This window comes from Collimonas silvisoli, from assembly GCF_018305005.1.
Classification (GTDB): Bacteria; Pseudomonadota; Gammaproteobacteria; order Burkholderiales; family Burkholderiaceae_D; genus Collimonas; species Collimonas silvisoli.
The window spans coordinates 14109-38589 of record NZ_JAGQEG010000043.1 but is presented as its reverse complement, the minus strand read 5'-3'; the positions used below and the strand labels follow the sequence as shown (position 1 = coordinate 38589).

Here is a 24481-nt window from a genome sequence, read left to right as displayed (position 1 = left end):
TGGCAGCTCAAGCTCGATCTGACAGAATTGTTTGATTTGAGCGAGTGCGATCGCCCCAATCCGGACTTCAGTTCAAATATTCGTCCAAATGGCTGGATTCCTCTGCAAAGCGCCTGATGAGAAAATCGAGAAGAGCCCGCAGGCGGGGCGCCATGTACCGGTTACGTTGATATAGGGCATGCACCGGCTCGCCTGAAGAACGCCATTCCGGCAACAAAATGTTCAAGCGTCCTGCACGCAGGTCTGCGCCAATATCCCAAATCGATTTCATCGCAATGCCGTGACCATGCACAGCCCACTCCCGCGCGACTGCGCCGTCATTGGTCTCGCGCGCGTCCGCAAGCGGGACCGTATAATTTTCGACTTTGCCGTTTTGGGTAAAGCGCCAGTCGTTCGCGGGCCCGGCCGCAGAGCTGAGGACAATGCAGTCGAAACGCGCCAGATCCCGCGGGTGTTCAGGGGTTCCGTGTTTCACAAGATATCCGGGCGATGCACACAACACGCGCCGGTTGGACGCCAAGGGCCGGGCAACGAATGAACTATCCTGCGGCACGCCGAATCGGATGGCGAGATCAATATCGTCTTGCAACAGATTCGATAGCGAGTCCGACAGCACCAGCGCGAACCTCACCTCGGGGTATTGCGTGTTGAACTCGTCAAGCCAGATCTTGAGCACGTGGCGACCGAAATCCGAGGTTGCCGAGATACGCACCTTTCCACGCACGACGCTTTTCCCTGCCTGTAGAAAGGCGTGGCCATCATCGAGCGCCTGGAGTGCTTGCTGGCAATAGGCTAAATACGTCCGCCCCTCATCGGTCAAACGCAGATGGCGTGTCGTGCGCTCGAACAGGCGCGTATGCAGCTCAGATTCGAGCTTGACGAGGCGCGCACTCGCGGCCGCGGGGGACAGCCCGAGCTTGCGGCCGGCAGCCGATAGTCCGCCCAGATCTGCCGCTTCCACAAACAGCCTGATGTCACCAAGATTGTCCATGATATTTCCAATTTATTTGAAAATCATTCAAATGCTACGCCAATTATCAAATTGACGGAGCGAAAGCAGAATAGCGACATGAAGAACCAACTGCCACCTTGTCATGAAGCTTGACCATGCAACGATTATCACCGGAGACCTCGAAGTGCACGGCGTTCCTAGTCGCCAATCAGCACCCCTCCCCCCTCGAATTCCGCACGTTCCACTTTCCATCAAACCTAAAGGCTATCAACCATGTCTACTCCTTCGATTCTTTTTACTTCCACCAACGTTGCCGGCCTTGAGGTGCCGCACCGTGTCGTGATGGCGCCGATGACGCGTGCCCGGAGCACCCAGCCCGGCGACATCCCCAATGCGATGAACGCCCGCTACTACGCCCAGCGGGCGTCAGCGGCCCTGATCGTGACCGAGGCGGCGCAGATTTCGCCGCAAGGCAAGGGCTATTCCTTCACGCCCGGCATTTACAGCCCCGAACAGGTTGCCGGATGGCGTCTGGTGACCAAGGCCGTACATGCCGCAGGCGGGCGGATTTTCCTGCAGCTCTGGCATGTGGGGCGCATGTCCCACCCCGACTTCCACGACGGCGAACTGCCGGTGGCGCCGTCCGCAGTTCCGTTCGAAGGGAATATCTGGAAGGTCGATCCGGCCACCGGTGCTGGCGCCATGGTTGACTGCCTGCCTCCGCGCGAACTCACCATTGACGAAATCAAGGACGTCATCGCGGATTACCGCCGCGGGGCGCGCCACGCCATCGATGCGGGCTTCGACGGCGTGGAGATTCACGGCGCGAACGGCTATCTCATCGACCAGTTCCTGCGCACGAACTCAAATACGCGCACCGATGAATACGGCGGTTCGCGCGAGAATCGCCTGCGATTTCTAAAGGAGGTGGTCGATGCGGTGGCAGACGAGGTTGGCGCCGGGCGTACCGCCATTCGCCTGGCCCCCTTTCTGACCGCGCGCGGCATGGTCTGCCCCGACATCCTGCCGACCATTCTCAAAGCCACCGAATATCTGCAGAGCCGCGGCGCCGCCTATCTGCACCTGGTCGAGGCGGACTGGGACGATGCGCCGCAATTCACCGAGGAATTCCGCCAGGCCATCCGTGCGCGCTTCACACGGCCGATTATCGTTGCCGGCAACTATGACAAGGCACGAGCCGAGTGGGTCGTCTCCAAGGGTTATGCCGACTTAGTCGCGTTCGGCCGGCCATTCGTGGCCAACCCGGACCTGCCGCGCAGGCTCGCCGAAGGCTTGCCGCTGGCCATGCTCGACAGCAAGGCGCTCTATGGCGGCAGTGAGAGCGGCTATAGCGACTATCCGAACTGGAACGATACCAGACGCGCCGGCGTGGTGAAGGAAGCGGCGCGCCTTGATGCCAGCGCGTAGCGCGCTACGTCCTGAACAGCCCGCTGACCCGGCGCGAAGCCGAAACGGAATAAAAATCTACTATTAAAGGTAAATGCAAAATGTTTAATTATCACGAATCGACTGCGTTGGTCACAGGGGCTTCCAAAGGAATCGGCGAAGTCTTCGCCGAGCATCTTGCCGCACGCGGCATGAACCTGGTACTGGTTGCGCGTTCGCTAGATGCATTGGAAAGCCTGGCGCGACGTTTGTCTGCCAAATACGGAATTCAGTGCACTGCACTCAATGCCGACCTCGCTGATCCAGAGTCCGCAAATTGGATTGCCGCCGAACTTGAACGCCGCGGCATCCAGGTGGATCTGCTAGTCAACAACGCCGGCTTAGGATTGAGCGGCAATTTTCTGTCGCACGAACTGCAGCAGGAGCAAGGCAGCATCCAGGTGAATATACAGGCGCTCGTCGCCCTCAGCTATCTGTTAGGCAAAGGCATGAAAAGCCGTGGCAAGGGCGGCATCATCAATCTTGCCTCCAACGCCAGTTTCCAGCCCCTCCCCGCGATGGCTACCTACGCCGCAACCAAGGCCTTCGTGCTTCATTTTAGCGAGGCGCTAAGCTATGAACTGGCCGGCGACGGTGTGCGTGTGATGGCCGTGTGTCCTGGCCCGACAGCCACCAATTTTTTTGCGGGAACCGCAACCAGTATGTCTGTGAAGAACATGGACACTTCAGAGTCGGTGGTTCAAAAGACGCTCGATGCATTTGATCAAGGCAAAACCGTCGCATATCCCACACGCATAAGCGTGCGGCTCGGCACGTTATTGCCAAGATTTCTTCCCCGATCGCTCGTGACGAAAGTTGCTGGAATGACGACCAAAAATATGGGTCTTCATTAGAACTCATTTTAAGTTCAACGCGGCTTCTTCTGCCTGCTGGTCAGCACCAGTGCAATGCCGCCAAGGATCGCCGCAGAGGCAGCCGCCAGGCGCGGCGTGATCGCTTCCGACAGGAACGCCACGCCGCCAAATGCGGCGATGAGCGGCACCGACAGCTGTACCGTGGCGGCTCGCATGGCGGAAAGCCTGCTCAGCGCGGCATACCAGATGACATACCCGAGGCCGGACGTCAGTGCGCCGGAGGCAATCGCCAGGACGACTCCAGCTGCATTCGCGTAAGCGTTGGCGACCGAAAGCAAACTCAGCACGAGGGCCAGCGGCGCAGCCCGCGCGAAGTTGGCTGCCGTGGCGGCCAGCGGGTCGAGCACGCCGCGGCCGCGCAGCGAGTACACGCCCCACGCCACGCCGGCAACCGCCATCGATGCGGCGCCGAGCAACGGCGGCGCCGCGACACCCGGCGACACAAGGTAGACCAGCCCCGCGACAGCCAGCGCCAGACCTAGCCATGCGATGGCGCCGAACATCTCGCCCGAGCGCAAGCCCACGATGAACATCGTCAATTGCACCGCGCCGAACAGAATCAAGGCGCCTGTGCCCGCAGGCAAGGTGAGATACGCGAAGGAGAACAACGCGACATAGGCAAACAGCATGGCCGCAGCGAGCCAGTCGGCATGGCCGGGCGAGGACCGTTCGGTCCTGAAGCGCACGATCGCGGCCAGCGTGATCGCTCCGGAAACCAGCCTGATGCTGGCGAAGCTGGCCGGATCGATAGCCCCTCGCTGCAGCGCAAGCCGGCACAACAGAGAATTGGCCGCGAAGGCGAGCATCGCCGCCGCAGTGAGAACTATCGTCTGCAAGGCGAGCGGACCGTTGCGCTCTTCATGCATGGGCCGCCACCAGCACCACAGCCCAAGACAGCAGCGCAACACCGAGCGGCGCGCTAAGACGCCGGCCCCAGCTAATATTCTTTTCGATTGCCATCGCAGCTGCCAGCAGAAGCATCCAGCCGAGACTGCCGGCGCCGAGCGCGAACATCAACAGCATCAGCGCCCAGCAGCATCCGACACAGAACAGGCCGTGCTGCACGCCAAGCGCAAACGCGTGCCGCGCTTGCGCCTGCCCGCGCCAGCGTTCGATAACGAAACTCAAGGGCGTACGGCACTTTTCCAGGCATCGGTACTTGAGCCGGCTGAACTGAAAGGCGCCGGCCAGCGCAATTGTGGCAGTGCCGATCAGCCAGCCATGCCAAGCCAATGCGGGCACGCTGGCGAGCAGGAACAGCAGTGCGCCATGCAGTGCGTGCGCCAGCAGCCCGAATGCGCCCCACACCGTCATATAGCCCAGGCCGAGCAGCGTCAGGAGGCGTCCATGATCCGGACGCCGGGCCGTCAGCCGGTCGAAGGTGTTGAACAAGGGCAAGGTGGTCGGCAGCATCATGGCTGCCGTCATGAGTATCCACGCGGCGGCGTAGAGCGCCATGGGCACGACCACAGCGCCGGCGGGAACGACACGGCACAGAAACGCAGCAGGCCCTGAGACGGTCCAGTCGCCGTGTTCAAGATAGCGTCCGTACGGACTGCGCGCCCATGCCCATAGCGACAGCCACGCGAGCCCGATCAATGCTGCCAGGACCGGCAGGAATACCCGATGGCGACGGGAATTGCCGGACGGCAGCGGGCCTGCCGAAGCGCTCATGCGTCGAAGACGAAGGTGCTCTGCAAGGCGTTGTGGTTCTTGATGTTGAGATCGATGCCGAGGGCCGCGTTCTTGGATCGATAGGTCGGGGCCTTGCCGACAAACACCGGCGCTCCCGGCACCGTCGAGAACACGGTGTCGGAGAGAGTAGTCTGGCCGCCGGTGGCACCGAGATAGGGCTCAAGTTCGGCGTAGTAGTTCTCGCCGATCTCCAGTTCACCCTTGCCCGCGACCACGGTGAAGCGTATCGGCGCCCGCTCTACCGACACCACCTCGCCGATCAGTGCGGCGAGTTCGGCGATCGGCCCGCCGGCTTTGCCGGTGTAGACCTTCAGCAACGCTTCCTCCTGCTCCTTGGAGGCCTGGTCGTCGACATAGATGGCGGCAGTCCAGTTGCCTAGCAGAATATTGCCGGGTACATGCGCCACGGCCGCGATGGTGTTGCCGCCCACATCGAGGCCGTCGATCGTTCCCTTGTCTATGCGCCAGGCGACGATGGTGTCGCAGGTGCCGTTGTCAGGGTCCTCGCCGATCCAGCAGGGGCACAGGACGTTGCAATTGCAAACCTCAAGCAGACGGCCTTCCAGGTGATAGCTCATACCAACCTCCGCAGCAGTCACAGCAACACGGACTTGTCGCCGCAGCTCGTAGCGGCAAGGAATAAATCATTCTAGGTTGCGTGCCGGGTCAATTCAAGTTCGATGACGGCCAGGCAAGCCGCCGCGAGAGGCTGCCGGGTTATCTCTGATCCTCGGGGCGGCTGGCGCCGAGCGCCTCGATCAGCGGCCGGAGGGCATCGAGTTCCGAGCCGAAACCGCTCCAATCCCCCGCCTTCAATCGCTCGATGGCGCGGTCATAATGGGCGAGTGCCTCGCGGGCGCGCGCGTCCGCCGTGCCACGGGGCGGCGATGCCGCCGGGACGGTCTCCTTGAAGAGCGCCGCCAAGGCTTCGCCCAAGGTCTCCTCCATCACCACGTGGTCGCCATAGGCGGCGATCACCCGCTTCAACTCGGGCAACTGACCGGACGCCGCGCGCAGGTAGAGCGGGGAGACGTAGAGGATCGAGTTCTCGATCGGCACGACCAGAAGATGGCCGCGGATGACGCGCGAGCCCATCTGGTTCCACAGCGAAATCTGCTGCGAGATCTCGGTATTCTGCTGGATGCGCGCCTCGATCTGGAACGGCCCGAAGACCAGCTTGTCCTTGGGGAAGGTGTAGACGATGAGCTTGCCGTACTCGGGCGGATCGCAGCGCGCCGCCAGCCAGGCGATCATATTCTCGCGCTGGCTGGGCGCCATCGGCAGCATGAGGACGAACTCGGCGCGCGGCTCCCCAGGGAGCCGCATGATCATGTAGTAAGGCGTCATCGGCGTGGCGGGGGCATTCCCGCCATCGATGCCGGCCACCCCCCGGGGGAATTGCCAAAGATCCTCGCGATTGTAGAAGACTTCCGGCGCGTCCATATGGTAGGCGCGGTAGAGTTGCGCCTGGATCAGGAACAAATCCTCAGGGTAGCGGATATGCTGCTGCAGGTCTTGCGGCATTGCCTTCAAAGGCTTGAATAGACCCGGGAAGATGCGCTGGTACGTCCGCAGAATCGGATCGGCAGGATCGCTGACATAGAAGTCGACCGTGCCGTTATACGCATCGATCACCACCTTGACCGCATTGCGGATGTAATTGGCGCCGTCGCCGATACTCGGCTGGGCGTAGGGGAACCAGCGGCTGGTGGTATAGGCGTCCTGTATCCAGAAAAGGCGCCCTTCGCTCGCGACGATATAGGGGTCGTGGTCGAGGCGGAGGAACGGGGCGATCGTGCGTACCCGGTCCTGAATGTTACGGTGCAGCAGGATCCGGCTCTGGTCCGTGATGTAGCCGGTAAGCAGGATGTTGGGATCGTCGAACTGCCAAGCGAAGAGACTGCGTCGCGCCATGCTGCCGATGGCGACACCGTCGCGCCCGCTGTAAGTGGTGTAGACGTTGTCCTTGCCCATGGGGTAGTCGAATTCGGGTACGCTGCCCTTCACGATGACGTAGCCATGACCGCCTCCACCGAAATAGAGGCGCGGTTCGCGGATGGTCGGGCCGCCGTTGGCGACGGGCGGAATATCCTGCAAATAGAGGGAAGGCAAGCCTTCCGTGGATTTCTCGGTGACCGGCGACATCACGACACCGTTGCCGTGGGTGAACAGGAGATGCCGGTTGACCCAGGTCTGGGCGTTTGCCGGAAGCATCGCCGGCTCCAATTCGCGCGCCGACAGCATCACCTGCCGGTAGCCGGCGTCAAGCCGGTAGCGGTCGATGTCCACCGAGAGGAATTTGTAGTAGGTCCTGATCTCCTGCAGCTGCGCGTAGGTATCCATCAGCGGCTGCACATCCCACAGGCGGACATTGTCGATGGTCGCGCGATTGGCCTGGAGCGAAGCGAAATTCAGCCCCTGCTCGGCCGGAAACGGTTTTGCTGCAATCTGCTCCAGACCGTAGGCCTGCCGCGTCAGGGCGATATTGTGCTCGATATAGGGCGTCTCCAGCTGCAGCTCGCTCGGCTTGACATAGAAGCGCTGGAACAGCGCCGGGTAGATCAGGGCGAACACAAACGAGCTGCCGAACACCAGCAGCACCGAGGCGGCAGGAATGCGATAGCTCCGCCAGCGCAGGTAGATATTGGCCCAGGAGGCGACGGCCGCGGCAGCGGCGAGGCCGACCAGCAGCCACAGGACCGGCAGCTCGACGTGGATATCGGTATAGCCGGCGCCGACCACGACGCCGTTGTCGCCGTAGAGCAGCAGAAAGCGGTCGAGCCAGTAGGACCAGGCCTTCAGCACAAAGAATAAACCGAGCAGTGCCGAACCGTGAGCGGCGGCGGCGGGCGAGAGCCCGGGCGGCGGCGACGGCCCGAGCGCGATGTCGCCGCGCACCCCGTAGATCACGCCTGCAACGACCGCGCTGCAGAAGAGCAGCTGCAGCAGCCAATTCTTGAGCGCAACATAGGCGGGCAGCGAGAAGAGATAGAAGCTGATGTCCTTGCCGAAGATCGGATCGCGCGCACCAAAGGGAGCCTGATAAAGGAAGCGAAGCGCCATGTCCCAGCTTGAGATTTCGAAGGCGGCGATAACCAGCCCGAAGAGGACGGCGCCGCCAGCAATGCTGGAGCGCCAAGGAATGCGCGGCGCGACCTGGTCGGCCAGGTCGCTTATGACCTGCGGCGTACCCGGCGAAAAGGCAGCTACCGCGTGCAAGGCACCGACCCTCCTCGCGTAACGATGCGCCAGGAACCCCGACACCCATATAGCGCCCGCCGAGACGGCGAACACGGCGACAAACAAGAGCGCCTGGGCGGATAGAACCGTCCAGAAAACATCGATATAGCCGACCGAAGAAAACCACAGCCAGTCGACCAGGACGCCAGTGATGCGCCCGACGACGATCAGGCCGCCAATGACGACGACCGCAACCGTGATCGCATTGCGTCTCAAGCGCAAGCCGGATCTCACTTGTGACCGCATGATCCTCCTTTGCTCGGCTATCACCCATGGCCGGCTGCGACCGGACCATTGCGCACCGCAGATCTGCCAGGAGCGCGGCCGAACGGGTTATCAATGCAACGCTCATAGCCGGCGCGCAGCCAGGCAATGACTAGCGCCAGATGAATGATTGTAGCCCAGTAAACCAGGAGGCGGCACGCTCGCCGCCAGACGCTCCCTCAAGATCGGCTTGTGTGATATCTCACTCGGCGCCCGGTGTGTTTGACCATCCTGCAGGTTTCTCGATGTGCCCCAAAAAATGCTAATCACACCCGAATTCGCGTGGTGTCGAGGTAGAGCGAAACGCATCGACGGACACTCCTACGATGTCGAATTCTCGTGCTGAAGACAGTACCGGGTTATTGCCTGAATTCTCGCAATGCTCGGTTGTCTGAATGCCGGAGGCCGCTATCTGGCCGTTGTATCCACCGGTTGAGTCCACAACCCAAAACGGACCTTTTGCCTACAACCGCCTTTCGCTGCTTACTTGGGCAAGGCAACGCTTGCAGGCCAGATTATGGCCTGCGCGACGATCACATGTTCCCCATTGAAAGTGGCTGCGGGGGAACCATGGAGCACGTAGCCTATTTTCAGGGCATCGCTTACGCGGTGGCAGAACGTGGCGTCATCGGGTCCTGTCAGTACCCTGTAAATAGGAAGCCCTCCAGGCGGCAAACTCATATATCAGTCTCCTCGGATAGTTAATGAATCGGATTACTTCTAATAACTCAGCCTGCCTAAGCTTGCGGCCCGGTTCCTGATTTTGAATGATTCACTGCGTCAGCAAATCTTGAATGTCCCGTCCGACGGTGCCGGCTCCACGGCATCCTCGATGGTCACATTACTTACCCGGGCGGCGGGTGGGCCTTGCCTTGCCCAAAGGATGATGGCCTCAATCGCCGCCACTTCGCCATGAACGCAGGCTTCCACGGAGCCATCGCGGCGATTGCGCACCCAGCCGGAAAGGCCCAGAGCAACCGCCTTGTCGGCAAAGGAAGCGCGATAACCGACACCCTGCACTCGTCCTTCTATCATCAGCCGCTTAACCATCGCCAGTCTCGCTTTGTCGAATTAACGTATCTTCCAAGAGCATGCATTGAAGAGACGTAGTACAACATAACCCGGTTCCGCTTCATCGCGCGTTGGCGAACAGATGATATCGACCCGCCGCTTAAGGTTCTGCATCATCACTGGCAGCCTTGAACAGTTCGTCAAGGGGATCAGGTTTCTTTTGGGTGCGCACGATACCTCGACGGCCTGTGAATTCCTCTTCTATGTTGTCGCGGTAATAGCTCCACGCCGAACCCGAGGTCGACAGCCGACGCCAGACCTCGTTCCCGACACCCGAATAATCTATTACGCTTCCATCGTCGAGTTCGACCCGCAGCGTACGCTCTCGCGGTTCATATCCGATAGCACGCAGTTTCCCGGCATTGATGCGCTTCATCTCCATGACTGCCTCCTGTATATACGTATTCTACGGGCTCCCATGACGATAGAAACGGTCGTTATTGCCGTTCAAGCGACTCAATCAATGATGCCGAGCCAATGAAGGCTATTGGCCGATTATCGCACACACGGCAACCGCAACTTGACACTTCGAGGGGCGCGAACTATATATAAAAGTACATTGCCCTTTTTATAAAAGTACATTGTCCCGGTACAGCTATTGCCACCAGAAGTAATGCAATTCGCATCTGTCTGCACGATCGTATTTGTTGGTAAAGGCGCCAATAAAGGCTCTCACATAATCAGACCTCGAAGGAGTGTAAACATGAATCGTTTTTTCAGAATGGTCAGTCGCGTGTTGATTGTAAGCATGCTGCTGACGTTTCATCCGGCTCACGCCGGTATTGTGGGAACCGACCAGCTGATCAGCGCGACACAGGTACAAGGCGATCGTGAAAAGGTGCTGAACTTCATTAGCCGCACGAATGTCCAGCAGCAGTTGGAGACACTCGGGGTGAAACCGGGGGCAGCGCAAGAGCGTGTCGCTGCCATGACAGACGAAGAAGTCAGAACCCTCGCCGGCCAAGTCGATACCTTGCCTGCCGGCGGCACCCATGGCTGGGCTATTGCGGCGGCAGTCATCCTCATTGGAGCGGCAGTTCTCTATTTCGTCTACAAGTAGTGCGCTGCATGCGGCTCGGAATATCAGCCCGCCTCCTGGCGGGCATTCTTTTTCTGGCGCTGATGCTTGGCGGCTGCGCAATTGCGCCACAAACGCGCCTGCTGGAAAGCAATCGTCCAACCGACTTGCCGGAGCGTGCAGAGCTTACGGCAGTCCCCTTCTTCCCGCAGGAAGAATACCAATGCGGACCGGCCGCACTTGCCACGGCCCTCAACAGTGCCGGCGTAGCGATCCGCCCGGATATATTGACCGATCAGGTTTATCTGCCGTCACGCAAAGGCAGCCTGCAGATCGAAATGCTTGCAGCCACGCGCCGCAACGGGCTTGCCGCATACGTTCTCGCGCCGCAGCTTGCCGATGTGCTCAAGGAAGTCGCGTCGGGCACGCCGGTTGTGGTGCTGCAGAATATGCTGGTGAGCTGGTATCCGCTGTGGCATTACGCGGTCGTGGTCGGGTATGACTTGGACGCGTCGCAGCTGATCCTGCGCTCAGGCGCCAACGCCCGCCAGGTATTGCCGTTTTGGTATTTCGAACACACTTGGCAGTTCAGCGGGCATTGGGCGATGGTGACGGTCCGCCCGGATCACATACCGGCGACCGCTACCGAGATCGGCTATGCGTCCGCTGCGGAAGCGCTGGACGCAAGCGGACAAAAAACAGCGGCCGCCACGGCCTACTCCACGCTTTTGACACGCTGGCCCAACAGTCTGGTCGGCCAGCTGGGGCTGGGCAACATTTACTATGCCGCCGGCAAGCTGGGCGAAGCTGAATTCGCATTCCGGAAGGCGACAGAAAACCACCCGGATTCGGCCCCGGCATTCAACAACCTGGCGCAGACCCTCGCGGATCAGGGGAAGCTGCCGGAAGCATTGCAGGCAGCGCAAACGGCGGTCGGTCTCGGCGGGCCTTTTCTTTCCGCATCCAAGGAAACGCTTGAGGGTATTCTGAGCAGAGGGGCCGCGCCGCCATTATCACGCTAGAGTGCAGCTTATTGCATGGATCGGCGGCTTCGCGTTCAATATTCATCCATCATGCCAAAACTGGTGTAAAGAGAACGATTGAACTCTACAAGCAAAGGAACAGTTAGGTACCGCACTCTCAATGGCGGGCCACGAACCGTACTTCACACCGGCTAATTCGCATCAACAAAATCGATACCGATGGTGCCTTTGTATTCGGGAGAAATATAATGAATTTTCTTTTCAATTCCATTGACGTAAATGGTCGCTCCTTCGACAACATTGACATCAACAGGTATTTGGCCCGGACGGAGGCGATAACCTCCAGCCCCATCTAGACCTTCCTGTAAATTCTCGCGCGGCAAAGAGTCTGCTCGCCGTTGAGGAGCAAGTGGGGCCAGAGGCATTGGGATCACAGGCAGAGGACCTATCGAGCTTGACGCGTGCATAGGCGCACTGTCTTCATGCCCTCTAGCAGCACTGCTAGGCGGAACATCCATTCCGTCTAGCAATTTTCCCGTGATAAGGTTAAAAAGTTCAGGATCGGCCTCCCGTGCTCCACCCGGGTCGCGGAGAAATCGTTTTCCTGCCCATTCGTTGGCGTGGGCAATTAGCGTATCCCTTTCTTGAACCTCGCCCGTTTGATCAAAATCGATGTAGATAAGGTCGGGGGTGCCATCTTTTTCACCTACATTGGCAGGTCGAAAATCGGGAAACGGTTCTGCTTTTCTTTCCATCATCGCCGCTATGTTAGTTTGAAATATTTCAGAAATTGCTCGTAAGCGCTGTTGCAATAGTCTTTTTTCGGCTGTATCGTCCTTAATCGATTTAATGCGATTCCACATGGCCAGAGCATCCACAGATCGAGCTACCTTTTCAACCTCGTAAGCGCTATCACTCAGCGCTTTGACCTCAGGCACTCTTATCCCAGCAATTCTCCTTAGATTGCCGCTTAATTTCGACATATTCGCCATGCCTTGCCCGATAGGCGTGGCTTCGGCCTTTCTAGCCCTGACGATAAAATCGGCTTTCGTGGGGTGCTCTAGAATGGTGTGGTACCCACCAGAGTCATTAAGTATTCTGAGTGTGTGAGTGCCTCCAAGCAGAGAGATGGTTTGGGTTGCCGGCGTACTTGCGGACCCTTCGCTTGAATGAACCCCACTGGAACTGCTTGGTGGGTTGAGCGCCTCTGCCAAAGTATCTGCAGTAACCTTTATATCCGCCCCATCGACTAACAATTCTATCTGAGCTCTCTGTTCAGAGGTCAATTGCTTCCATTGGCTATTGAGCTTCTTGCCCTCTGTTAAGCATTGAATTTTAAAATTCACGCTGCTTATTCTTACTCCTGCAATGTCTATAGCCCGCTGCACTGGGGCCTGACATGAAGTGACCCTTGGTCTCCCCCCGTATGGCTGATTAATAGGGGCCGATGCGGCTCGTGGCGCTATAGTCATCCGTTCCGCACGCTCTCCCATCCGATCCGCTTCAGCCTCCAACCCTTCGTCATCATTCACCGACACTCCAGTCTTGGTTTGCAATGTCGGCTTTACCCGTCCCTGAGCCTGCTGGACTACGTGCCACGCTTCGTGCGAAAGATGCTTCTCTTGCCCAGGTGCCAGATGTATGTCGCTACCTTGCGCGTATGCGTGCGCCCCGACCTGCGCCGGTTTGGCCGAGTTGTAATGCACCTTCACGTTATCCAGCGCCATACCAGACAGGTTTTCGACGCTGCTTCTCAAGGTATCAGGAAGACCACCGTCCATGCCAGGCGACGCTTCAGCTGGTCCGGGGAGCTGCGGAACGGAATCGTAGCCGATACTGGTCGCACGCCCCCGGATCGCGCTCCCAGCATAGTGATATGTCCCCATTGCAGTAAGATCGTTGCCACGCACCTGCGTCGCGCCAAGTTGTGGAGTCAAGTTGCTTTGCGTACTAAGCTGCGTCACCTGCTTCGGTGCCTGCGACTTCATTTTTTGCATGCGAAACGCCTTCCGACTGACAAGTTCGATTTAGTTCCCACAGTGCAACGTACGAGATTTTTAATCAAAAAGCAATTGCAGAATGACTGCCTATTGATTTTCATTGCCAGATTTAACAAATTCGCCTGAGTCAACTAGATGCATTTGCGGAGCGACCATCGCTGCGGCCGAGGTTCGAGTCCATGGCGCGGCTGGTACAGGGCGGCAAATCCGCTTGCGCTCATGATGAGCAAATGACCCTTGCGTGCCGCCCAGCGTCGCGCTACAGTGGAAAACAACCGGTCCAACGTGCGCAGCGCTCCGACACAGCCTCAAGCACGCGGCTCCCGCCAACCCATGGGAGATGGTGCGATGCAAAACCTCATCCAGATCGCGTGCGCTGCCTGCTTGGTCGTGGCAACCGCCGCGACGGCGCAAACCCCAGCCTCACAACCCCCGGCGGGCGGGACGCCCGACAAGATGCCATTCGACATTCCCTATGGCACTACGATTGGCCTGGACACCGCAAAGAGGCTGCTCACGGTTGCGGAAACCGAAGCGAAGAAACACGACTGGAAAATGAACATCGCTGTCGTCGACACGCATGGCGAACTCCTCGCGTTCGAGCGAATGGACGGTGCGCAGTTCGCGTCGATCGCGATATCGCAGAACAAAGCACGCACGTCTGCGAGATTTCGTCGTGAAACCCGGGTCTTCTACAACCAGTTTGAGACCGGACATGGATACGTGCACACGCTGGATGCGACGTTGGTGGCAGCACCGGGAGGGTTTCCGCTCGTAGAGGGAGGAAAGCTTGTCGGCGCTATCGGCTGTAGTGGCGGCACAGGCGATCAGGACGCTGCTGTGTGTAAGACTGCCGCCGATACGATCAAGTAGTGCGGCGCCACTGTTCGCAGCAGTCGAAGACAGCGAAACGAAAGATCGCTAAGGCCCGCAGATCAGGCTGCGGGCAGGCAAGCTAGATGCCACAAGCCACGCAAACGGCCGATCTGAATCGGCCGTCTGTTCACTTCACTTGAACCCAAGCAGAATCAAGCCGCCTTGCACAATTGCGCCGTCACCTGCAAAAATTTATCGATGTCTTGCGCCGAATTACAGTGCAGCGGCGATATCCGCACCGCGCCGTCCATATCGAAGGATTCCAGCATTCGTTTTGAATAGATGCTCGACGCCGCCCGCTCATAGACGATAACCCCTCTCTTCTCATATTCCCTGACGGCCTCGGTGTGATCCAGCTTGTCGATGCCGATGGCAACGATCAGATCGCGTTTCGACAGGTCTTCATAATCCAGGAATACCTTAACGCCGTTCAACCCTCTAAGGCCGGCAATTTCAGCAGTACCGTTGAGCATCCTCGACAGCAAAGCCCGTTCGTGCAGCGCGATCTGATTAATCCCGCCAACGAACAGCGCGCGCCGGTCATCGCTATCGACGAATTTGGCGCCGAGCCAGCACACATAATCGACGATTTCAGTCACCACGGAAAATTGCCAGGGCGCGGCGCTGCCGAGATCCCAGAAGTTGGCTTTCTTGCCGCCTAGTTTGTGGTGCGGCAGTATCGATGCCCTGTCGGACAGCCATGAGATTCCGGATCCTCTGCAGCCAAAGAACTTGTAGGGAGCTATGTTGATGCCGTCGACCGGCGTTTTTTGAAGATCGATTACGCCGTGAGGAGCATGCTGTACCGCATCCACCAGAATATATACGTCAGGGTTGATCTGACGCGCCTGTTTGACGATGCTTTCGATATCGAGCTTGGCGCCTGAAATATTCGATGCATACATCACGTTGAGAAGGCAGGTATCGCTATCCACCAGTCTGGCGATTTCCTCGACATCGACGCCGCCGGTGACCGGATTGCTCTTGGCAACCCGCAGTTCCTTGCCGAGCTTTTCCGCGTAGAGCGTCATCGCATCAAAGGCGGAAGGATGCTCCAGCACGGTGGTCACCATATTCGTGCCGCGGACATTTTCAGCGACAGCTCTCACCATGTCGAACATGGCTGCGGACGCCGTCAGCGAGGAATAGACGCTGCCGCCGGTGGCGTTCAAGATGATGCGGACATCCGCGGTGCCGGCTGCCTGCATTTTCTGTAAAGACAAGGCGGTTTGGTGAATCCGTTCCGGGTTGTCTGGAATCGAGTCTGCCTTGGCAAATTGCTCAACGGCTTTCTTGAGCCGGAAAGAGCCTCCGGCATTATCAAAATACAGCCGCTCGCGCTTGGCCGGATCGCTATCGACGTAGTGGAAGCGGCTCTTGATCTCTTGCATCAATTCGTCAGAAAAAAATACTCCTCGGCTCACATCCATGACTAACATTCCTTTTTAAAAAGCGGTCGTTGCGGCATTCCCGCGACCAGAATCAAATAGTTCAAATATTTCTTTTTTTTGACAAACCCGATGGCGCAAAAAGGGCGAATTCTTAGTGGGAGCGCAGATCGGACAGGAATTTTTGAGCGCGTTCGCTTTGCGGCCGCAGGAAGAATTCTTCGGGGGTTCCGGTTTCAATCAGGCGGCCTTGATCCATGAACCAGACCCGGTCAGCGACTTCGCGCGCGAAGCCCATTTCATGCGTGACGCAAATCATCGTCATGCCGTCGCGTGCCAGGCTTTTCATCACTTGCAGCACCTCGCCCACCATTTCCGGATCGAGCGCGCTGGTGGGTTCGTCGAACAGCATGGCGGGCGGATTCATGGCCAGGGCGCGGGCAATGGCCACTCGCTGTTGCTGGCCGCCGGAGAGTTGTCCGGGGAAGGCGTCGGCCTTGGCCGCCAGGCCAACCCGTTCTAGCAATTCGCGGGCATGGATGCGCGCCTGGGCGCGCTTGGCGCCAAGCACATTGACTGGCGCCACGACGATGTTATCCAGGACCGACAGATGCGGAAACAGATTAAAGCTCTGGAATACAAACCCAACCCGCGCACGGAAGTGATTCAGGTCGAGCTTGGGGACATAGATATCCTGTCCGTCAAACACAATCTTTCCCTTTTGGATTTCTTCCAGTCTGTTTACTGTACGAATCAGCGTCGATTTTCCAGAGCCGGACGGGCCGCAAACCACGACAACTTCGCCTTTTTCAACTTCGGCCGACACATCCGTCAGTGCATGGTAGGAGCCGTACCATTTGTTTACGCAATCAAAAGTAATCATATTCGGGGTGCTGATACTGTTGCCAAAAGGAGTAAGTGTCATGGTTGAGATATTCCAGTTTGAACGGCTATCATTCGACCGCTTGCGCCAGCGCCAGATTCACGTCTGGTTCAGACGGTTTTTTATTGCCGGCGCCGGCGCGTTTATTGGTGATTCGCCGCTCCAGGAAATGCGCGAACTGCGACAGCGTGAAGCACAGCAAGAAGTAAATCAGCGCCAGCAGCATGAATACCGGGAATGGCTTGGTCAGCAAGGTGGAATTGACCTGGTTGGCGGCAAAGGTCAACTCATTGACACTGATGACATACCCTAGAGAGGTTTCCTTGATGGTCGATACAAACTGGCTCACCATGGCCGGCAGCATGTTGTACAGCGCCTGCGGCAAGATGATCTTGACGATGGTTTGCATATAGCTCATGCCCAGCGCTCGCGCCGCCTCGCTCTGCCCTCCCGGCAAACCCTCAATCCCGGCCCGGATCACCTCGGCCAGGTACGCCGCCTGATAAATCACCAAGGTAATCAGCATCGTGGTGAAGCCGCTGACGGTGCTGCCGATCAGCAGCGGCACAAAAAAATAGACCCAGAAGATAAACATGATCAAGGGTACGCCGCGCACCACATACACCACGACCGTGGCGGGCATTCTGATCCACCTGAGCGGGCTGACACGGGCGATGGTCAGCAGGATACTGACCGGGAACGCCAGCGCCAGTCCGGCAACCGATAGCAGCAAGGTAATCGCCAGGCCGCCGAGGGGGCCGTTTGGATATTGGCCGATCAGCAGCAAAATCCAGTTGTCTCTTACGATATCTAAAATGTCCATCATGATTACCTGGCCTTGATCCGATAGCGGTGTTGCAAGCCGGCGCCGGCCGCCATGATCAGCAGCGATATCGCGAGATAGATGGAAGTGGCCACGATATAAATTTCGATGGTGCGAAACGATTGGCTTTCAATTTCGCGTGTGGCGTAGGTCAGCTCGGCAACGCCGATTGCCATTGCCAGGCTGGTGTTCTTGAACAGCAGAACGGTGTGGCTGATCAGCGTCGGCAGCGCAATCCGTACCGCCTGCGGCAGAATGATCAGGCGGAACGCCTGCAGATAACTCAAGCCCAGCGCCCGCGAAGCTTCAAGCTGCGATTTGGGTATAGAACGGATGCCGCTGCGCAGGTCTTCCGACATATACGCCGCCATGCACATGCCCACCGCAACGAAGGCAAACAGGAACTCACTGCGCTGGGCATTGATCCAGTGCTGGACAGCCGGCGACAGCAAAGTCGGCACGCCGAAATACCAGATGAATATCTGCACCAGCATCGGCACGTTGCGGTGGTATTCGACGTAGACCGAGACTGCGCGTTCGGCCCAGCGGTTTTGCGTCATGCGGATCAGCGCCAGCAGTGTGCCGAGCACCATCGCCAGCAGCCACGCAAAAGCCGTCAACTGCAGCATCGTGATAATGCCGTCAATGATCCAGTGCCGATATACGGCATCCAGCAAGACCGAAAAATCAAGCTTCGAGTTCATGGCGAACAGGCCTTATGAATTGACATGCCCCTATCCTTCCAAGCGGATAGAGGCGATGTGCTGTTAGCCCTTGATCGGCTCGATCTTGAAACCGCGGTGCAGCTTGTAAGGCGAGTTGGCGCCAAGCCATTTGTCGAATATCTGCGTGGCTTCGCCGGATTTTTCCATCGATTCAAGTACGTTGTTTACCTGTTTGATGAGCCCGGCCTCTTCCTTGCGCATGCCGATTCCCCATGCTTCGTTGAGCACCGCGGGTTCGAGGATGTCGATCAGGGTAGTGGCTTCGGTTTGCTGCTTGAATTTGAGGAGCATCAATTCAGAAACGGCAAAGCCGTCAACCTTGCCTTGTTGCATCGCCAGAAAGGCTGCCGGAGGATCTTGAAAGGTGACGGTAGTCGCCGTCGGGATTGCCGAGCGCACCGCCATTTCGGAGGTTGAGCCTTTGGGCGCACTGACACGCTTGCCGGCCAGGTCTGCCGGCTTTTTGTAGCCGTCGGAGCGTTTGGTTGCAACCTTGGTCAAGCTGACATAGTAACTATCGCTATAGGCGATTTGCTGGGCACGCTCCGCAGTCCAGCCGAGATTGGCGGCGAGTACGTCGATACGGTTCTGCTGCAGTTCGGGGATGCGGGCAGCTACCGAGATCAGTTTCAACTCAAGCTTCACGCCGAGGCTTTTAGCCAGGGCCTTACAAAAATCCACGTCGTAGCCCTGCACTTCGCGGGTGGCCGGGTTGGGGAAACTGAATGGTTCAGCGGTGCCAAGTGTGCCGCATACCAGTACCCCCTTCTGCTTGATGTCGGCAAGCTGGTCTGCGGCTGCCGAAGCACTGATAAGCAGTAGCACGGTGGCGATGGATGCGGCTCTTTTAATGTTGAACATGGTGCCTCCTGTTTCAATTGGGTGAATTCGTTTATCAGTGAATCGACAGCAGCCGCATTTGTTAGCAGCCCGGTTTGCAGCCTGTTCGAGAATAATAAAAGGTCTAAATAATTAAAAAAAGCGATATTTAATTATGAGTTAGCATCGCTTTAAGTGATGTAATATCGGTCGTTGGCATCGTTGAATCAAGGAGATGAACAATCATGTTTTCCTTCAAGCAACTGGAAGCAATCTACTGGATCGCCGAGCTCGGCGGCTTTGACGCCGCTTCCAGGCATCTCAACACCACCCAATCCGCCATCTCCAAGCGCATAAAAGAACTTGAAGCCGCGCTCAGCACGGAACTGTTCGACCGCAACCACCGGCATGCGCGCTTGTCGGAAAAAGGCGAGGAAATGCTGCTCATCGCCAAGCGTCTGCTGGAACAACGGGATTTGGCGATCGAACAGTTCAGTACCCCGGAAATCGTCGAAAGACGCTTGCGCATCGGCGTCACCGAGTTGACCGCGATGACCTGGCTCCCCCGTTTGGTGCGCCTGGTGCGGACGCACTATCCCAAAGTGGTGATAGAGCCGGATGTCGATCTGAGCGTGAATCTGCGCGACAAATTACTGGCCGACGAGGTCGACCTCATCATCACTCCAGACGCCTTTGCGGAAGCCAGGTTTTCCCTGATACCGCTGGCCGTTGTCAAAAGCGTCTGGATGTGCAAACCCGGCTTGCTGCCTACCTCGCGCGTGCTGCGCATGCATGAGCTGGCGTCATACACCATCCTAACTCAGGGCAACATGTCCGGGACTGGCATCATTTACGACCGGTGGCTAAAAGCGCAGACCATTTCATCGGCGAATTCCATCAGTTGCAATAGCCTGGTTGCCCTGATCGGGCTGACCGTATCGGGGCTGGGGATCAGCTACCTGCCGCAGCAGTGCCTGAGCACGCTGGTGGAGCGAGGAGCGCTTGAAGTTGTACAGACCTCCCCTGCCCTGCCGGAAATTTCATATGTCGCCATGTATCGAGGCGAGCGCAAAAGCGCATTCGTTTCTTCGATCATCATGCTGGCGCAAGAGTGCTGCGACTTCTCTGATTTATTTCAGACGGATGAAGTTGTTATTGACGGTGTCAGTAACAAAACTGAAGGGCGATCTGGGGTTGACTTTTTTTAAATCATGCATTTTTGCCAGCGTTCAGTGCTACACCGTATACGGCGTAACACCACAGCCGCGGTCTGCCGTGCGCTAGTGACGCTGACGGCTAATACCGCTTGTTCGGTATCTCGGGGAAGCAGGTTTGCTCATGCCGTCAGCTTACTTGATGACACTACTGAGTGTCGCGCCGACTGATTTATGCCACAAAGCCATTTGGCATATCAAAAATTTAACAAAATTCATGGCGACAGTAGATTTGATGGGTTAATATTGACGTATTGTTAACAAATATTGTCCGCCGTCATCGCTAGGAGTCGCTATCGCCATGCTTACTTCCTCACGAACGCTCATCGCAAATCCGGAACTTGCGGCGCCGCATCTGCTGCTGGCCGGCGCTACAGGCATAGCAAGCAGTACGCCAGAATCGACGCACATTGCCAGTGGCGAGCACATCGCCTTGACCAGCGGCCGGCATCTGCCGATGTCGGTCGGCAAATCGCTGTTTGCCAGCATCGCTGAAAAATGGTCGGTCTTTGTGCAGCGACTGGATCTGATCATGATCGCAGCCAAAGGCAAAGTTACCGTGCGCGCAGAGAGCAACGCGATGGAACTGCAAGCGATGAAGGAGCTGCACATTACCAGTAGCGATGACAGCATTTATATCACCGCAAAGAAGAAAATCGTTGTCAACGGCGGCGGAAGTTTCTCCGAATGGAGCAACGGCGGCATAACCCATGGCACCGTTGGCGCATGGATCGAACATGCAGCAAGTAAAAGCTCGCCTGGGCCGAAAAGCATAGACCAAGCTTATCCAGTGATGAACATCGCAGAAGCAAAGTATGCAGAGAAATTTTCAATCTTTGAGCCAGCCAGTGGTTGGTCACTTCCGAATCAAAAATACCGCATCATTTTTGACGGTGGGCGCACGGTTGAAGGTGTCTCCGATGCGCAGGGAAAAACCAATATTGCCGCTTCGGAAGTGGCGCAAAACACCCGCATCGAACTCCTTAGCGGTGCAAACAATTATGTGTGGTCGTCATTTCTCTGGACAGTCATAAAGCCACAAAATCCTAACGCATAGGAAGAATATGAAACAACCAATATCCGTAATAAGCAGTGAAAAAAAGGGCGTGAAAATTGGTGGAGTCGTACACACCGAGCCAACACTGGAAGACATTCGTACTCATGCTGTCATCACATGCGACGCCAACAATTGGGGAATGCGTGAATCTAACATGCTGCCGAGAAATGGCAAAGACCAATGGGAATATCCTGTGGCGAAAGCCTATGTGCAAGGCATAAAGCCCGCGCTAGAAAAATTGCCCTGGTCGCAAATGACTTGGCCGTTTAACGAAGAACAGCAAAAGCAAATCGAATTAGCAATAGAACCTCACTTGCGTCAGGCTTGGGCTGCAACAGAATTTGGATTGCCACAAGCGGCTTTTGCTGAGATTGTTTTCCCTGATCAAACAAATGGAAGTCCGGCAACTGATTCGGGACAGCATGGCTCATTTAATTCGGATAAATGGGAAATCAAGCTAGAAAAACTGGCTTTTGAAATCTTACTAGATAAAAATCAGACGGCGGATGCACGAGCACAAGCAATCGGGGAGTTAGCTTTGACGTTATTCCACGAAGGTCGTCATACCCAGCAGTTCTTTTGGATATACACATCTGTCTTTGCATACCCGGAAGATTATGAAGATTACGCACTCATACATGCATTGTTTACTGATCTGGTTAAAAAGAAGGTTTTAGATGTAATGAAAACCAAGAAGATCCCTGACGAACCTTTCGCAAAAATCTCAATTAAGCGTTTGGCTTTGTCTGCATATTATCGCAACCTATGCTTTTTTATCGATAGAAATTATCGAACCGATTTAATTGGAAATGAAAATGATCCCAACTCAGAAGTTTACAAAGTACGGTCTGAACTGGAACGTTTCTATCAAAATGTCCCCATCAAAAAAATTGGGCATGATAGAGACGGTGGATACCGGATACGTCCTACCGAAGAAGATAGCTTCGCATTGGAAAAAATTGTTGAGCACTATTGGCATGGCCGTGACAGTGGCATTCCCAATCCATCTAAATGCACAAACCTCTACCAAGGCGTCGTCCGAGCCAGCAACCCATAAAATATTGACGGTGGAAGACATGAAACAACACGAAGAGCAGTTTCGCCGAGAGTATCAAGCGTTTCGCTATACCGATGACATGCGATTAAAAATATTGGAACTACTTCGACTCGTTGAAGATGTGATTGCGGGTAATCAACCTGTTGCAGCACTAAAAAATATGGTTCGGATTAGTACCAGGGGCGATAGCAAGGATTATTATCGGGGCGAGTTTTTAAGCAAGTGGGGAGCATTCACTCTACGCTATAACTCCGATCCCGCTTTCCCTAACGGAATAGAACCTCGCAGCTTCTATTTTCAATTTGGGCCATACCTGGATGGCATTAGCCTTGAACAGCTCGAGTCCACGTTGGGATTAGACCGCAAGCCAGAAAGCGAAGCAAGGATCAACGTGCCTAACTTCAATATGGAAACGGGAAAAATAACGGAGTCTGTCAGCCTATACCGCAAATATTTGCGTTGCGGTGATTTTTCTCTCGGCGTTACGATTGGGTACGATGCAAACGACAGTTATGAAGTTTCGTACCCAACAAAATTAAAGACAATAGAAATAGATCGCATTCCCCTATACGATGAAACCCGCAAAATCCGCGACCAAATGTTTTTTGGAGATTTGCCCAGAACGGGTGACATGTGCCACCTGACCGGCTATTACCTTCCGATTTTTCCTAATCAAGAAAAATTTGCGTGGGCAACGGAACGTCCCTTGTCGCGGCAAGTGTACAACTATGCCGCTGGCCTTCCATTCCAAGATTTCTCTTGGTATAACGCAAAAACCGGCAACTACGAGAACGAACCGGTATTTTGGAAACTCATGCCAACTGAATTAGTGCGTGGGCCACTTAGCTGACGCGATCAGTCAATCTGGTAACGCTACAAAATTTGATCGACCGCCTTCGGGTGGTCTTTTTTTACTACCGATTGGTTCGGCCGAACCGTTGTCATTCATCAGGTAAGCAGGGATAGTCCCGATAATGAATTCAACATGAGTTACCGGCATGGATATCGGCTTTGTTGCATAAATAATCGCTGGTCGTAACGCCCCATTCCCCAGACGAATGAAATGGACGCCGCCCTCCTCGTACCAGAGAAACGAGGAGCAAGGATGCGTGGGATTGGCGCATCGCCGATGCTGTTGTCCGTGACCTCAATGGTGCGATTTTCCAGCGGTGCGGCGTCAATGCCCAAGTGCACCTTGCGCCACTGGCGACGGTAGTCGGCACCGTGTTTCTTGGTTTTCCATTCGCCTTCGCCCAACATCTTGATGCCGGTGTTGTCGACCAGCAGGTGCAAGCCGGTCCTGGTCGGCCTGGCTTTGATCGCCACGCTCAGCTGCTTTTGTCGACGGCTCACGGTGCTGAAATCCGCCACCTGCCGTCCAACCCCGCCAGCTTCAGCAGACTTTGCGCCAGATTGAACAGGCACTTGATCGTCAGGCAAAACTGGATGGCGGCGTCACTGAACTTCGGCCTGCGGTCCTGCTTGCCATTCGCGCTGCCTTGCCAGCGCATCTCTTTGTCCAGCCAAATCAGCAGCGAACCACGCGACTTCAACGCCGTTTTGTACTCTTTCCAATTCGTCGTTCGGTATCTCGGGGAAGCAGGTTTGCTCATACCATCAGCTTACCTGATGGCACTACTGAGTGTCACGCCGACTGATTTATGCAACAAAGCCATCTGCTGCTGTCAAAACAAACACCATCAGCTCTAAAAAAGGAGACACCATGAACTCGAAAATCATCGCAACAATGTTATGCACGCTGGCACTCGCCGGCACGGCCGCTGGCGCCAATGCCAAAGGCTGTTTGAAAGGCGCTGCGGTTGGCGCGGTAGCCGGCCACTATGCAGGCCATCATGCAGTGGCCGGTGCGGTTGGCGGTTGTGTCGTCGGCCGCCATATGGCTAACAAGAAAGCTGCTGACCAAGCCGCTGCCGCGCATGCGTCCGCTCCGGCAGCGCAGCCTGCTCCAGCAAAATAAGCCGGCAAATCGCTGGCCCTGCCAGGCGCAAGCCTCGCCTTTAAACCCGCGCAGACTCCGGTTTGCGCGGTTTTTTTCACGGACATCTCATTCTCCAAGCGGCAGCAAGCCATCGAG

At 56.5% G+C, this 24481-nt stretch carries 24 protein-coding genes and 1 pseudogene; 10 read left to right on the top strand and 15 right to left on the bottom strand.

Translation table 11 applies throughout. The features are described from left to right. Window positions 1-67: 67 nt before the first annotated feature. Complete coding sequence (locus KHU33_RS13415) at window positions 68-991, bottom strand: LysR family transcriptional regulator (RefSeq protein WP_211463658.1); 924 nt, start codon at window positions 989-991, stop codon at window positions 68-70. Window positions 992-1225: 234 nt separating this feature from the next. On the opposite strand from KHU33_RS13415, the gene KHU33_RS13410 reads away from it, so the two are divergent. Both KHU33_RS13410 and KHU33_RS13405 read left to right on the top strand, forming a co-directional pair. Further along, entirely contained in the window at window positions 1226-2380 is a 1155-nt protein-coding gene (locus KHU33_RS13410; protein ID WP_211463656.1) for an alkene reductase, read from the top strand. 80 nt (window positions 2381-2460) lie between these two features. Next, window positions 2461-3252: an SDR family NAD(P)-dependent oxidoreductase gene (locus tag KHU33_RS13405; RefSeq protein ID WP_211463654.1), complete on the top strand. Its 792-nt coding sequence runs from the start codon at window positions 2461-2463 to the stop codon at window positions 3250-3252. A gap of 14 nt (window positions 3253-3266) precedes the next feature. Here the strand turns inward: KHU33_RS13405 and KHU33_RS13400 are convergent, their stop codons facing one another. The 7 genes from KHU33_RS13400 to KHU33_RS13370 all read right to left on the bottom strand — a co-directional run bounded on the left by KHU33_RS13400 (window position 3267) and on the right by KHU33_RS13370 (window position 9925). Continuing rightward, a complete protein-coding gene (locus KHU33_RS13400) occupies window positions 3267-4139 on the bottom strand; it encodes a DMT family transporter (RefSeq protein ID WP_211463653.1) in 873 nt (290 codons plus the stop codon). Further along, on the bottom strand, window positions 4132-4947 hold the full coding sequence (locus tag KHU33_RS13395) for a DUF2182 domain-containing protein (protein WP_211463651.1): 816 nt from the start codon (window positions 4945-4947) through the stop codon (window positions 4132-4134). Before KHU33_RS13395 ends, KHU33_RS13400 begins: the two co-directional genes overlap by 8 nt. After that, complete coding sequence (locus KHU33_RS13390) at window positions 4944-5546, bottom strand: DUF1326 domain-containing protein (protein ID WP_211463649.1); 603 nt, start codon at window positions 5544-5546, stop codon at window positions 4944-4946. Before KHU33_RS13390 ends, KHU33_RS13395 begins: the two co-directional genes overlap by 4 nt. Window positions 5547-5685: 139 nt before the next feature. Next, the gene (locus tag KHU33_RS13385; RefSeq protein ID WP_211463647.1) at window positions 5686-8454 is read right to left on the bottom strand and encodes a UPF0182 family membrane protein; all 2769 of its coding nucleotides are present in this window, start codon (window positions 8452-8454) and stop codon (window positions 5686-5688) included. A 501-nt stretch (window positions 8455-8955) separates the two neighbouring features. Next, window positions 8956-9153, bottom strand: coding sequence for a DUF1737 domain-containing protein (locus tag KHU33_RS13380; protein WP_211463645.1), 198 nt, complete (start codon window positions 9151-9153; stop codon window positions 8956-8958). Window positions 9154-9252: 99 nt separating this feature from the next. Further along, entirely contained in the window at window positions 9253-9507 is a 255-nt protein-coding gene (locus tag KHU33_RS13375; protein WP_407928280.1) for an acylphosphatase, read from the bottom strand. A gap of 136 nt (window positions 9508-9643) precedes the next feature. Next, a complete protein-coding gene (locus tag KHU33_RS13370; RefSeq protein ID WP_211463641.1) occupies window positions 9644-9925 on the bottom strand; it encodes a KTSC domain-containing protein in 282 nt (93 codons plus the stop codon). A 321-nt stretch (window positions 9926-10246) separates the two neighbouring features. Between KHU33_RS13370 and KHU33_RS13365 the strand changes: the two genes are divergently transcribed. Both KHU33_RS13365 and KHU33_RS13360 read left to right on the top strand, forming a co-directional pair. Beyond that, on the top strand, window positions 10247-10603 hold the full coding sequence (locus KHU33_RS13365; protein WP_211463639.1) for a PA2779 family protein: 357 nt from the start codon (window positions 10247-10249) through the stop codon (window positions 10601-10603). 8 nt (window positions 10604-10611) lie between these two features. Then, entirely contained in the window at window positions 10612-11583 is a 972-nt protein-coding gene (locus KHU33_RS13360) for a PA2778 family cysteine peptidase (RefSeq protein ID WP_211463629.1), read from the top strand. Window positions 11584-11735: 152 nt separating this feature from the next. Here the strand turns inward: KHU33_RS13360 and KHU33_RS13355 are convergent, their stop codons facing one another. Beyond that, a complete protein-coding gene (locus KHU33_RS13355; protein WP_230414251.1) occupies window positions 11736-13541 on the bottom strand; it encodes an eCIS core domain-containing protein in 1806 nt (601 codons plus the stop codon). A gap of 351 nt (window positions 13542-13892) precedes the next feature. On the opposite strand from KHU33_RS13355, the gene KHU33_RS13350 reads away from it, so the two are divergent. After that, window positions 13893-14417, top strand: a complete 525-nt coding sequence (locus KHU33_RS13350) for a GlcG/HbpS family heme-binding protein (protein WP_211463627.1) — start codon at window positions 13893-13895, stop codon at window positions 14415-14417. Window positions 14418-14572: 155 nt separating this feature from the next. Here KHU33_RS13350 and KHU33_RS13345 read toward each other — a convergent pair whose 3' ends face one another. From KHU33_RS13345 to KHU33_RS13325, 5 genes are all read right to left on the bottom strand, one after another. Next, complete coding sequence (locus KHU33_RS13345) at window positions 14573-15850, bottom strand: aminotransferase class V-fold PLP-dependent enzyme (RefSeq protein ID WP_211463625.1); 1278 nt, start codon at window positions 15848-15850, stop codon at window positions 14573-14575. Window positions 15851-15962: 112 nt separating this feature from the next. Then, on the bottom strand, window positions 15963-16691 hold the full coding sequence (locus KHU33_RS13340; protein WP_211463685.1) for an amino acid ABC transporter ATP-binding protein: 729 nt from the start codon (window positions 16689-16691) through the stop codon (window positions 15963-15965). A gap of 70 nt (window positions 16692-16761) precedes the next feature. Further along, window positions 16762-17517 (bottom strand): amino acid ABC transporter permease, encoded by a 756-nt coding sequence (locus KHU33_RS13335; protein WP_211463621.1) that lies wholly within the window; start codon window positions 17515-17517, stop codon window positions 16762-16764. Window positions 17518-17519: 2 nt separating this feature from the next. Beyond that, complete coding sequence (locus KHU33_RS13330; protein ID WP_211463619.1) at window positions 17520-18218, bottom strand: amino acid ABC transporter permease; 699 nt, start codon at window positions 18216-18218, stop codon at window positions 17520-17522. A gap of 63 nt (window positions 18219-18281) precedes the next feature. After that, on the bottom strand, window positions 18282-19100 hold the full coding sequence (locus KHU33_RS13325) for an ABC transporter substrate-binding protein (protein ID WP_211463617.1): 819 nt from the start codon (window positions 19098-19100) through the stop codon (window positions 18282-18284). A 203-nt stretch (window positions 19101-19303) separates the two neighbouring features. Here KHU33_RS13325 and KHU33_RS13320 point away from each other — a divergent pair, with 203 nt between their 5' ends. From KHU33_RS13320 to KHU33_RS13305, 4 genes are all read left to right on the top strand, one after another. Continuing rightward, window positions 19304-20266, top strand: coding sequence for a LysR family transcriptional regulator (locus KHU33_RS13320; RefSeq protein ID WP_211463615.1), 963 nt, complete (start codon window positions 19304-19306; stop codon window positions 20264-20266). A 307-nt stretch (window positions 20267-20573) separates the two neighbouring features. After that, window positions 20574-21329: a DUF2345 domain-containing protein gene (locus tag KHU33_RS13315; protein ID WP_211463613.1), complete on the top strand. Its 756-nt coding sequence runs from the start codon at window positions 20574-20576 to the stop codon at window positions 21327-21329. A gap of 7 nt (window positions 21330-21336) precedes the next feature. Beyond that, window positions 21337-22386: a hypothetical protein gene (locus KHU33_RS13310; protein WP_211463611.1), complete on the top strand. Its 1050-nt coding sequence runs from the start codon at window positions 21337-21339 to the stop codon at window positions 22384-22386. A gap of 19 nt (window positions 22387-22405) precedes the next feature. Beyond that, window positions 22406-23236, top strand: coding sequence for a hypothetical protein (locus tag KHU33_RS13305; RefSeq protein ID WP_211463609.1), 831 nt, complete (start codon window positions 22406-22408; stop codon window positions 23234-23236). Window positions 23237-23412: 176 nt separating this feature from the next. On the opposite strand, the pseudogene KHU33_RS13300 reads toward KHU33_RS13305, so the two are convergent. Continuing rightward, window positions 23413-23999 (bottom strand): annotated as a pseudogene (locus tag KHU33_RS13300) (IS5 family transposase); the annotation flags it as partial. Window positions 24000-24109: 110 nt separating this feature from the next. Between KHU33_RS13300 and KHU33_RS13295 the strand changes: the two are divergent. Then, the gene (locus tag KHU33_RS13295) at window positions 24110-24364 is read left to right on the top strand and encodes a hypothetical protein (protein WP_211463607.1); all 255 of its coding nucleotides are present in this window, start codon (window positions 24110-24112) and stop codon (window positions 24362-24364) included. Window positions 24365-24481 lie beyond the last annotated feature (117 nt).